Raw genomic sequence first — 11268 nt, 5'->3', positions numbered from 1 at the left:
ATTTTAACTTATTAGGTTTTAAGTTATTAGAAATTTAAGGTTGAACGCCTACAGTTTTTTAATCACTTTTTAAGTATTAATTGTATTTTTGTTGTTTATATTTGTTGTAAGTATGTTGAATGTAATTTTTTGGAATTAATTCCAAGGGTAATATCCATCCGTCTTAAATAATAAAGAAAGATGGATGATATGAAATATAATACCTTGTTAGTTATGATGTTGTTATCTAGTTCTGCTATGGCGAGTGAAATACCTAGTTTTTTAGATAAGAACGATGTCGATAATGCTGAGATCACTTGTTTAGGAGCTGAATCTCAGTACGATAAAAATGATCAAAAATATGTCGATATTTTATGGAATGAAACACTGCAATATTTACAATCTTACGCGGTAGCATTAACCAATAGTGAAAATGGTCCATGTTTAAATTCAGACCAAGCAATGTACGATTCTACCGAAGGTGGTAAGAATATGTGCATCATGGATCGCAGAGACATGAAGCTATTAGTTAAAAACATTTATCAAGTTATTAATAATCCAGATAAAGCGAAAAAGTGTTTTGGTGCGCGCCAAGACGTCGATTGGATTTACAGTCCTGGTGGTCAATTAGCTGAAAAATCCCCAGTAGCTAAATGGCTTAAACGTGCAACATTCGATTCCTTTTTTGACACAAAAGTCACTAATAAAGACGTGCGTAAACTCGGCAAAGAGTTTACTAAAAACTTTACTAAAATGGTAACGGGCGATGAAGTGAAAATGCCCTCAGCTTTCCCAACAGATATTAGTGCCAACGCATTACCTAACTTATGGGCTGCAGCAGGTTGGTACCCAATGTATGCCGAAGAAAGTAAACGCAATGATAAAAACTTCAACAATATTCGTGGTGGTTATGCCTATGCCGAAATTTTTGGTCACTGGGGACTATTACGCATAGACGAAATTAACGGAGAAAAGGTTGGTGCAGAAGTCGGTATGACAGTGCAATCAGTCGATACCTTATATCCCTATCATAACCATGCAATATCTGAAATTTATTACAACATGCGCGTGCCTGCGTGTGCGAATGAGTTTAAGAGCTTTGCCGTGCGTGAAGATTCACCGTTAATTAACACCGTTAAAGACGACGACAACGTTAGACAAGTTCAGTTTGATGCAGGTCAACACAATGGGCAGACTATGTGGCTGTCGAGCAGTGCTGATATCGATCCGCTAATGTATTTTCATCAAAATACTATCCATGCCTTTGAAGTCGATGGCAGCTGCGAAGCTAAGCCAGAAGAGCGCGCTATCGTGTCTGTTTGGGCAAGAAGTAATGCCAACGACAAGCGTAATGACTATGGCACCACATTGCTTTGTGAGTCAGCTAAAAACCCCGGTACACCTGCTCATAAAGATGAAGTTATTCAATGTGACTTAACAAAAATCAAATGGTAACGGCCAAGTTATTAATTATCGAATTGGGAAATACAATAAAATGAAATTATTAAAGTTATCTTTATTATCTACTTTAGTATCGCTATGCATGGTGTCTTTTTACTCTACAGCACAAGATGTAGAAGATGGTATTAACGTGTCTGGTACGTTAAGAGCTAATTATTCATACAAACAATATAGCGAAAGTTCTAAAGATAAATCAGGTGATTTAACTTTTGAAATGGCATCCGTTAAATTTAATGGTAAATTAGATGGTTGGGGTTTATCTTCTGAATATCGCTTTTATGATGGTTGGGAAGCACTACGTTATGGTTATGCCTTTTATGATTACTCAGAGCAATTGCAAATTCAATTTGGTATAAATCAAGTACCATTTGGTAACCCGGGTTTTATTTCAAATAGTTTTTGGTTTGGCGTACCGTATTATTTAGGTTTTGAAGATGATTATGATGCAGGTATTAAAACGGTTTATTCAAATAATGGTTGGGGAACTGAGTTTGCGTTTTATAAAGGCGCTGAATATGGTGCCAGTCGTAATGAACGATATTCAACAGACTTATATTCTGGCCAAGTCAACGGCACTGACTATTACAATGAAGAAACTAACCAATTAAATTTACGCCAAACCTATGCGATGGAGTATGAAGGCGGTAAAACCGTGGTGGGTGCTTCGGTCGAGGTAGGGCAGATTTATAATAGTAATACTGGCAATAATGGTGACCGATATGCCGTCGCGTTACATCTCGACAGTAGTTATAAAGGTTGGGCGCTGCAGTTACAGGCAATGCAATATGAGTACAATGCTGCTGATGCGTTAGACGATAACAAGCTTGCGGTATCGGCTTACGATTGGCAGTACGAAATTGCAGCTAAAGCGCAAGCTTATAGCATAAACATTGCTAAAACGATCACTACCAGCTGGGGCAGTGCAAAAATCTATAATGACTTTGGCGTGGTAACCCCCGATGTTGACAATGAAGACTATGACAACAGCTATCAAAATGTTACTGGTGTTGCGTTATCTTCAGGACCAACATACACCATGATTGATTTTATTATGGGTAAAAATATGTATGCCTCTACGCGTGATAATGGTCATGTTGGCTTACCTGAAATGGGTGATAGCTGGGACCACCGCATCAATATCAACTTTGGTTACTATTTTTAATCGCTAGTTTATTCGTTAGATAGTCACGTTTCACTTTTATCTCCTCTTAAATGCCAATCCTTGGATTGGCATTTTTCTATTTTCATCCCCGTTAACATCTCTGCTCCATCACAGCTTTTTCAGTTAACTGGCCAATAAACCTGCAGACAAAACACCTCTTTTGGCTTGCAATGCAGTTAATTGATCCACGTCTACATTCGTAAAATCCCAACAGAGTACTATCACGATCTCTAAAGCAGTAATCCCTGCTATTTCATTCAAGACATTTAGGTTTTAAATAGAGTTAACACTATGATGATATTAGAAATAATTATTGTACTTGGGGCGATTTACCTCGGCGCAAGAATGGGCAGTATAGGGATAGGTTTTGCTGGAGGTGTAGGGGTATTAATTCTTACCGTTGGATTAGGGTTAACGCCAGGTGCTATCCCCATCGATGTAATGCTGATTATTATGTCGGTTATTACCGCCATCGCTGCGATGCAAGAAGCGGGTGGCATGGACTATTTGGTATCTATTGCTGAAAAATTACTGCGTAAGCACCCGAAACACATTACTTTTTTAGCACCAATAGTGACTTACACTATGACCTTATTTGCCGGAACTGGTCATACAGCATTTTCGACGCTGCCTGTGATTGCTGAAGTGGCTAAAGAGCAAGGTATTCGTCCATCTCGGCCTCTATCTATCGCAGTTGTCGCCTCACAAGTTGCCATTACAGCATCACCCATTTCTGCCGCTGTGGTGTTTTTTTCGGGTATTTTAGAACCCTTTGGTGTGGATTACTTAGTGTTATTGGCTGTGTGTATTCCATCGACGTTTATTGCTTGTTTGATGGGCGCTGCAGTTGCGTCGATACTCGGCAAGCCGCTAGCACAAGATCCTATTTATAAGCAGCGTTTAGCCAGTGGATTGGTGAAAACCCGTGGTGAAACTCAAGTGACGTTATTACCGGGTGCTAAGCGATCGGTTGCCATATTCTTGATTGCGATAGTGGCGGTGATGTCTTATGCCACTGCGATATCTGACAAAGTGGGCTTAATTACACATCCAGTGCTGTCGCGCGATGTGGCGATTATGCTGTTTATGCTATCTGCAGCGGCTGCAATAACGTGGTTTTGCCGTTTAGATGCCAGCAAGATTTCTAATGCATCAACATTTAAGTCAGGCATGTCGGCGTGTATTTGTGTGTTAGGGGTTGCATGGTTGGGCGACACTTTTGTCTCTAATCATATTGACGAAATTAAAAACGTTGCAGGAACCTTACTTCAAAGTCAGCCTTGGCTGTTATCGGTAGCGTTATTTTTTGCCTCAATGTTGTTGTATTCACAAGGGGCGACCACTAAAGCATTAATGCCAGCTGCATTAGCAATTGGGGTGAGTCCATTAACGGCTATAGCGTCATTTGCAGCGGTTAGCGCGTTATTTGTATTACCTACTTACCCAACGTTGTTGGCTGCAGTAGAGATGGACGACACTGGCTCAACGCGGATTGGCAAGGCGGTTTTTAACCACCCATTTTTGATTCCTGGCGTGGTGACAATTACGTCGAGTGTGTTATTGGCCTTTTTGTTTGGCAGCCTAATGCTGTAAGGCATAGTGGAAACGAGAGTAGATATGTAGATATGTAGATATGTAGATAGTAGAGCAGGCAGAGCTGGTTGATGTGAGAACTGGCTAGTCGAGTTGATAGCCCTTGTGCTCGACATTGGCTTTAATCAAATTAATCAGCTGTAACGTAGCGTAGGTTTGCGTATCTGGGTTGAGATAAAGCGATTCATTAAACATGGGCAGTATAGGTAATCCATGTTCAATCGGGTCTAGCACCTGCATTTGGTCGGTGATTCTAAATTCGGCTATTGGCGCAATCACTAAGTCGTTCTCGACAGCCATGCATAAGGCTTGTGGTGATGGGGTCGACAGCAATACATTAATGGGCCGCATCGAGAGTCGATGGTTAGCAAACACTTGCGCTCTAATCGGGCAATTTTCTGGATATAAACCCATCAGGATCGTCTTGCGCTTATGAGCGTTGCCTTCGACCGCCGCAACCCACTTAAAGCGACGAGTAAAGAGTAATTCGCCGTTAGTCGGTAGTTGCCAATGGGTTGCGACAATGACGTCAAATTCCCCTTGGTGTAAGCGTTTGTATAAGTTACCACTTACGTCAGTGTCGATAACAAGCTCTATGTTAGTAAATTCGCGGATAAATTCTAATAAACAGCTGCTTAAGTAGCACTTTATAAAGTCGGTGGGTACACCAAGGCGGATCACTTCACGGTTTTGGCAATCTTTTAACTCATCAATAGCTTGTGAATTAAGTTGCATCATTTTATAGGCGTAGTTAAGCAGCGTTTCACCAGACTCGGTCAAGGTCACGCCTTTGTTGTCTCTAATCAGCAAGGTTTGGCCGACACTTTCTTCAAGTTTTTTAACTTGTAGGCTAAGTGTTGATTGGGTTCGGCAAATTTTATCGGCTGCTTTAGACAAGTTGCCACATTCAGCAACAGCAATAAAACTTTCTAATAATTCTATTTTTAACATGGGCTATTGAATAAGTTCATAGTGGTATCAGTATTACTCAATAAAGGGTATCCACAAAGCTTGCTATAGTGTAAATGTGAACTGTTAACGCTTTATTAACCCAAATAAGATGAGGCCCGAAATGAGCAGCTGGGAACAACGTGGCAACTATCTGATAGAAGTATCACAACGTTGTTTAAAAGGGCATAAAACCTTTGATTTATGCCGCTCGCATTTAGTTCAAGCTAGCCAGATATCTAAAGGCACCATCTACAATCACTTTACTTCAGAGGCCGACTTAATTATTGCCGTTGCCTGTGCGGACTACCGCAATTGGCTGATGCAAGCTGAACAAGACACGCAGCAGTATAGCGACCCTTATTTACGGTTTATTTTTCATCATTGCCAACGTTTGTATCGTATTTTGTCTGAGCAAGCATTTGTCATTGCCCGAGTGGTTCCTAACGAGGCCGTTTTATCACAAGCGAGTGATTACTATCGTGAGCGCTTTGATCGCGTGCTTGAGCAATATAAACAGTGGAATGCACAAACCTTAACGGAAATTGGTGAGGTCAGTGGTTTTAACCGTAGTGAGTTACTGTGTGACTACTTACGCGGTGCGATGATCAATAGTGATGATGCGCAAAAGCACTATAACGATGCGGAAATGTACTATCAACATAGTTTTGCTATGACGCAACTTATGGGGCATTCACAAAAGCGTCCACCTAATATTAAGGTGTTTGTACAGTGGTTGGCTGACAAAAAGGCATAAAAAAACCGTGTTTAATAACACGGCTTTTTATTAACTATTAGTAACTTAACGCATAGTAACTTAACGCATAGTAACAAACTCTTCTGCGCCAGTAGGATGTATCGCAACAACTGAGTCAAAGTCTGCTTTGGTTGCGCCCATTTTCATTGCCACGCCAAAACCTTGCAGTATTTCATCCATGCCAAAACCGATACCGTGAATACCGACAACCACTTCATTATCACCCGCACAAACCAGTTTCATTTTGCAGGCTTGGCGATGTGCTGTAACAGCTGAGTACATAGAGGTAAACGTTGAGGCGTAAACCTTAATATTGTCTTGGCCATACTTTTCAGCGGCTTCTGGTTCAGTTAAGCCCATGGTGCCGATGGGTGGATGGCTAAATACCACTGTCGGAATTAAGCTGTAATCCATTTTGGCATCAGGTATGTTGCCGAATAAACGTTCTGACAATAAACGACCCGCTTTAATCGCGACGGGAGTTAATTCAACACCGCCCGCCATAATGTCGCCAACACAATAAACACCTTTCGCGGTGGTATTTTGCTGCTCATCAGTAATGACATAGCCTTTAGCATCTAACTGCACATCGGTATTTTCTAAGCCGATATTGCCCGTTGATGGTGAACGACCAATAGCCCAAATTAGGCAGTCAATCGTTAAGCTTTGGTCATTTTCTAATAGTAACGTCAGACTACCATCAGCATTTTTGGTGACCGATTTAGGTACGCTGTGAGTATGAAGCGTTGGGCCATCGGCGGCCATAGCATCAACTAATGCGTCGGTCAAAATTGGGTCAAAGTTACGTAGTGGTGCATGCTTACGTACTAATAAATGCGTTTCGCTGCCTAGTGCATGTAATACACCCGCCACTTCAACAGCTATATAACCGGCACCCACAACTGCGACACGCTTAGGTTGTTCACGTAATGCGAAGAAACCGTCTGAGTCGATACCGTATTGTGCACCAGGAATGTTAGGAATTGTTGGTGCTCCGCCAGTGGCAACCACAATATGGTCGGCAGTGTAGTGCTCGCCATCAACGTCAATGGTGTTGTTATTAATAAAGCGACCATAGCCATTTAATAAGGTGACCTTATTGCTCGAAAATCCACGGCTATAAGCATCATGAATGCGACTAATGTAGGCTTCACGATTGTCGACTAGTGTACTCCAATCGAATTTATTGACGGTAACATCAAAACCATAGTCTTTGGCGTAGAGGTTCAGCGCTTCAGCGACATGAGCGCCATACCACATGACTTTCTTAGGGACACAGCCGACGTTAACGCAAGTGCCGCCAACGTGTTTTGCTTCAATAATTAATACTTTTGCGCCACGCATTGCTGCACGGTTTGCTGAGGCGATGCCGCCACTGCCTGCGCCAAGCGCGATATAGTCAAAATGTTGAGCCATGATGATCTCCACTAGTTTAATGTATCCATTGTAGGGGGGATTGTGTTTGCAATCTAGTCGTTAAACCAATGCATTGTTAACGTTTATGTTGGCATTCACCACGGTCAACGTTATTAGGACCGCTGGTTGCGCACTTAAGACAGGTCCACTCGCTTTCCCTAATATCAATTTCATCTTGATAATGACTAAATTGACTGTTTTGGGTCTGACGTTGTTTTTTCTGAAGATGTTTTATGCGGTTATTGAGCCAGCGACAACTTGGATCATTGGCGATTGTTTTACTGGCTATAGCCGTGTTGGTTATGGTGGAGTGCTTTGAGATTGATGAGCGCGTGTTGTTTTGTTTGGTTGTTGGTTTTTTGTGGCTTGGTTTAAGGTAAATATCGTCGGCTCGATATTCTAACGCTGAGCGTTGCTCGGTGGGGATAATAATCACATTACCTTGATGATCGGTCGCGTATTGCGACGGGAGTGAGTTGGCATTGTCATTGGTTAATGGGGGGCGTTTATCGGGCTCTTTGATAATCAGTTTGGTGAGCTCGCTGGCAAGTAATGAGGTACTGAGTAGCATCATCAAAACCGCAAATAATACAAATAGCATATTGATAAGTCGAGTTAACATAAGCTTCCTTGCTTGAGTAAAGGTGGCGTCCAGTAGCCCCCTTTAGTCTAGTCTTGGATTGCTAAAATGCTAGCAAAGCTTAAAAACTCAGTTTGAAATGCACCCCTGCATAGGTTTGATCTAAGCTGCCTTGAATATCGTCGGCACTGGCTTGTTGCTTAATGTCTCCTTGAGCGATGCTGTGGCTAATGTGCGCAGACAATGCCATTGAATCATTAAGTTTCTGTTCGGCTTCTAGTCCAAATTGGAAATGGTTAGCACCGTTGTGTTCTTCACTGCTGTATTGAAAATCAAACCCCTGAACAATGTAAGGTGTCAAAGTGAAGTGTTGAGTGATTTCCCATGGACTATGTATGCTCAGTTCAATGAAATAGCCGCCAGCTTCGGTTGCATAAGTGTAGTTAACCGCGGGTACAAACCACGTTAATCCATTAACCGTTAACGCGCCGAAAAATTCATTATCAGAACAGCGCTCATCACCATAAAATTCTAAGCGCTGATAGCCTACTGTGGCATCAATATTATTAGTGAGATGTAAGGTATATTCTAACCCTAGGTTCCATTCCACATAGTTCACCTGGTCTGCTCGACCTACAATGGCATAAACAGCGAGGTCGTTTTGTTCAATATTGCCCACTGCCCATGCAATACCGCCATGATCTAAATTGTCACGACCTTGAGTGACGTAATTATTTTCCCAAGCAACATCAAACCCCGCAGTCGGCTGGTATTCTGCCGTGGCGAACGCTGACGAGGATGTCATCAAGCACATCATCGTAGCCATTGCACAACAAAAGGCGCGGGCATAATGGTTGCGGTTTGATAGGCAAAAATCAAAGGTCATGTTTATTGAACTCATAATAGAAAAATGGGAAAGTGCTTTTAATCAAGCGAATGTTAGCCCTTTTAGTGGGAAAATAAATGATAATCAGTCTCGTTTGGGATCTGCCTGTCAATATTAGTTGTGTAAATTAAGCGTAAAATTAAATTGGGATCTTAGTCACTCTATTTATTGAATAAACCAGCTAGGGGGTAGAGCTGGTTATACGTTGAATCAACGATAATATGGTCAAATTTGGCGATAAGAAGGTCAGATTGTCGCCTCGAAACCGAGGTTATATTTATTAGGATAAATTGTTTTTACGCTTGAAAACGGCAACATTTAACCCAATATAGGCTAAATACTCACGCGACATATTTCGAGGAATCTTTATGAGCAATCCATTGCTAAGTAGCGCAGAATTACCAGAATTTTCAAAAATTAAACCTGAACACATTCAGCCTGCAGTTGAGCAAGCCATTGCCAAATGTCGTGAGACTATTGAAGTACTATTAGCAAAAAATAGCCAATACACTTGGGACAATCTCATTGAGCCTCTTGAAGACGTTGATGATGAGTTAAGTAAAATGTGGTCGCCTGTGTCACACATGAACTCGGTTATCAGTAGTGATGAATTACGTGATGCTCACGATGCTTGTTTGCCGTTGTTGTCAGATTACGGCACCTATGTTGGCCAGCATCAAGGTTTGTACGAGGCGTATAAATCGATCCATGAATCGACAGACTTTGCCCTGTTAACTCAAGCGCAAAAAATGGTGATAGAGCAGAGCTTACGTGATTTTGAATTGTCGGGTATCGGTTTGGATGACAGTCAAAAAGCGCGCTATGGCGAAATGGTTAAACGCTTATCTGAACTCACCAGCAACTTTTCTAATCAACTGTTAGATGCCACCGAAGCGTGGACTAAGCTTATTACCGACGAAGCAGATTTAGCGGGTTTACCTGAGTCAGCCATCGCCGCAGCTAAAGCTATGGCCGACGCTAAAGAGCAAGAAGGTTGGTTATTCACTTTAGACTTTCCGTCTTATTTACCCGTAATGACCTATAGCGAAAACCGTGAGTTACGCGAAGAGTGTTACCGTGCATTTGTGACTCGCGCATCTGACCAGGGCCCGAATGCCGGTGAGTTTGATAACACCAAGAACATGAATGAAATTGTGGCATTGCGTCATGAGTTAGCCAATTTACTCGGTTTTGCCAGCTACGCAGATAAATCGTTAGCCACCAAAATGGCAGAAAATCCAGCACAAGTATTGGGCTTTTTAAACGAGTTAGGCGAACGGTCTAAAGACCAAGCGTCAACAGAATTAGCCGAACTGCGTGCCTTTGCCAAAGATCATTACAACGTGACCGAAATGGCCTCATGGGATTTGAGTTTTTACGCTGAAAAACTGCAGCAACACAAGTACGAAGTGTCGCAAGAAATATTGCGTCCGTATTTCCCAGAAGACAAAGTCTTGTCAGGCTTGTTCTATACCGTTAATCGCTTATTTGGTTTAACTATTAGCGAGCAAAAAGGCGTAGACACTTGGCATAAAGATGTTCGTTTCTTCCATATTCATGACGCCGATAAAGTACACCGTGGCAGCTTCTACCTAGATTTGTATGCTCGAAGCGGTAAACGTGGCGGCGCATGGATGGACGATTGTCGCGGTCGCCGGGTTACCTCTACTGGTTTGCAAAAGCCGGTGGCCTATTTAACCTGTAACTTTAATGGTCCTGTCGACGGCAAACCGGCATTGTTTACCCATGACGAAGTCACCACCATGTTCCATGAGTTTGGCCACGGAATTCACCACATGTTAACCAAAGTGGATGTGGGCGGAGTGTCGGGTATTAATGGTGTACCTTGGGATGCAGTAGAGCTACCAAGTCAGTTTATGGAGAACTGGTGCTGGCAAGAAGAAGCATTAGCGGAAATTTCTGGCCACTATGAAACGGGCGAACCATTACCAAAAGCATTGTTAGACAAAATGCTAGCGGCGAAAAACTTCCAGTCGGGCATGATGATGGTGCGCCAACTTGAGTTTTCACTGTTCGATTTTAGAATGCACCACGAGTTTGATCCCGCTAAAGGCGTCGATATTCAAGGTATTTTAGACCAAGTTCGCAGCCAAATTGCGGTATTAACCCCGCCAAGCTTTAACCGTTTTCAACACGGTTTTGCGCACATTTTTGCGGGTGGTTATGCCGCAGGTTATTACAGCTATAAATGGGCCGAAGTATTATCGGCAGATGCGTTCTCGCGTTTTGAAGCCGAAGGTATTTTTAATGCTGAAACAGGTAAAAGCTTCCTAAATAACATTCTTGAAATGGGTGGAAGTGAAGAGCCAATGGAGCTGTTTAAACGCTTCATGGGCCGTGAACCCAATACAGATGCTTTATTGCGTCACTGTGGTATTGCTGTGTAAACCAAGCAAAATACATGGTTAAAAAATTAACAGCATAAACGCGAGTTTATGCTTTTTTTTTGCTGTTCAATCGACAAT

Annotated in this window: 9 protein-coding genes; 5 read left to right on the top strand and 4 right to left on the bottom strand. The window is 42.2% G+C overall.

Annotated elements, in window-relative coordinates:
- Window positions 1–189: 189 nt before the first annotated feature.
- The 3 genes from H5125_RS09185 to H5125_RS09175 all read left to right on the top strand — a co-directional run bounded on the left by H5125_RS09185 (window position 190) and on the right by H5125_RS09175 (window position 4195).
- Entirely contained in the window at window positions 190–1434 is a 1245-nt protein-coding gene (locus H5125_RS09185) for a hypothetical protein (RefSeq protein WP_182744079.1), read from the top strand.
- Window positions 1435–1474: 40 nt separating this feature from the next.
- Window positions 1475–2602 (top strand): hypothetical protein, encoded by a 1128-nt coding sequence (locus H5125_RS09180; protein ID WP_182744078.1) that lies wholly within the window; start codon window positions 1475–1477, stop codon window positions 2600–2602.
- A gap of 291 nt (window positions 2603–2893) precedes the next feature.
- Window positions 2894–4195, top strand: a complete 1302-nt coding sequence (locus tag H5125_RS09175) for an anaerobic C4-dicarboxylate transporter (RefSeq protein ID WP_182744077.1) — start codon at window positions 2894–2896, stop codon at window positions 4193–4195.
- 84 nt (window positions 4196–4279) lie between these two features.
- Here H5125_RS09175 and H5125_RS09170 read toward each other — a convergent pair whose 3' ends face one another.
- Complete coding sequence (locus H5125_RS09170; protein WP_162024128.1) at window positions 4280–5146, bottom strand: LysR family transcriptional regulator; 867 nt, start codon at window positions 5144–5146, stop codon at window positions 4280–4282.
- A gap of 121 nt (window positions 5147–5267) precedes the next feature.
- Between H5125_RS09170 and H5125_RS09165 the strand changes: the two genes are divergently transcribed.
- Window positions 5268–5900, top strand: a complete 633-nt coding sequence (locus tag H5125_RS09165) for a TetR/AcrR family transcriptional regulator (protein ID WP_101088566.1) — start codon at window positions 5268–5270, stop codon at window positions 5898–5900.
- A 60-nt stretch (window positions 5901–5960) separates the two neighbouring features.
- On the opposite strand, the gene gorA is transcribed toward H5125_RS09165, so the two are convergent.
- The 3 genes from gorA to H5125_RS09150 all read right to left on the bottom strand — a co-directional run bounded on the left by gorA (window position 5961) and on the right by H5125_RS09150 (window position 8701).
- The gene (gene gorA, locus H5125_RS09160; protein WP_182744076.1) at window positions 5961–7316 is read right to left on the bottom strand and encodes a glutathione-disulfide reductase; all 1356 of its coding nucleotides are present in this window, start codon (window positions 7314–7316) and stop codon (window positions 5961–5963) included.
- Between the two features lie 76 nt (window positions 7317–7392).
- Window positions 7393–7938 (bottom strand): hypothetical protein, encoded by a 546-nt coding sequence (locus tag H5125_RS09155; RefSeq protein ID WP_182744075.1) that lies wholly within the window; start codon window positions 7936–7938, stop codon window positions 7393–7395.
- A 79-nt stretch (window positions 7939–8017) separates the two neighbouring features.
- Window positions 8018–8701, bottom strand: a complete 684-nt coding sequence (locus H5125_RS09150) for a hypothetical protein (RefSeq protein ID WP_259395426.1) — start codon at window positions 8699–8701, stop codon at window positions 8018–8020.
- A gap of 449 nt (window positions 8702–9150) precedes the next feature.
- Between H5125_RS09150 and prlC the strand changes: the two genes are divergently transcribed.
- The gene (prlC, locus tag H5125_RS09145) at window positions 9151–11190 is read left to right on the top strand and encodes an oligopeptidase A (RefSeq protein ID WP_182744073.1); all 2040 of its coding nucleotides are present in this window, start codon (window positions 9151–9153) and stop codon (window positions 11188–11190) included.
- Window positions 11191–11268: the final 78 nt, after the last annotated feature.

Origin of the sequence: Shewanella sp. SR44-4, from assembly GCF_014163715.1 — a bacterium.
Classification (GTDB): domain Bacteria; phylum Pseudomonadota; class Gammaproteobacteria; order Enterobacterales; family Shewanellaceae; genus Shewanella.
Note: the sequence above shows the minus strand (reverse complement) of the source record. Positions and strands in the feature narration are given on the sequence as shown.

Coding starts and splice junctions, on each gene's coding strand:
- H5125_RS09150 (WP_259395426.1), bottom strand. CDS start 8,701: ATGACATCCTCGTCAGCGTTCGCCACGGCAGAATACCAGCCGACTGCG.
- H5125_RS09155 (WP_182744075.1), bottom strand. CDS start 7,938: ATGTTAACTCGACTTATCAATATGCTATTTGTATTATTTGCGGTTTTG.
- prlC (WP_182744073.1), top strand. CDS start 9,151: ATGAGCAATCCATTGCTAAGTAGCGCAGAATTACCAGAATTTTCAAAA.
- H5125_RS09170 (WP_162024128.1), bottom strand. CDS start 5,146: ATGTTAAAAATAGAATTATTAGAAAGTTTTATTGCTGTTGCTGAATGT.
- H5125_RS09165 (WP_101088566.1), top strand. CDS start 5,268: ATGAGCAGCTGGGAACAACGTGGCAACTATCTGATAGAAGTATCACAA.
- H5125_RS09180 (WP_182744078.1), top strand. CDS start 1,475: ATGAAATTATTAAAGTTATCTTTATTATCTACTTTAGTATCGCTATGC.
- gorA (WP_182744076.1), bottom strand. CDS start 7,316: ATGGCTCAACATTTTGACTATATCGCGCTTGGCGCAGGCAGTGGCGGC.
- H5125_RS09185 (WP_182744079.1), top strand. CDS start 190: ATGAAATATAATACCTTGTTAGTTATGATGTTGTTATCTAGTTCTGCT.
- H5125_RS09175 (WP_182744077.1), top strand. CDS start 2,894: ATGATGATATTAGAAATAATTATTGTACTTGGGGCGATTTACCTCGGC.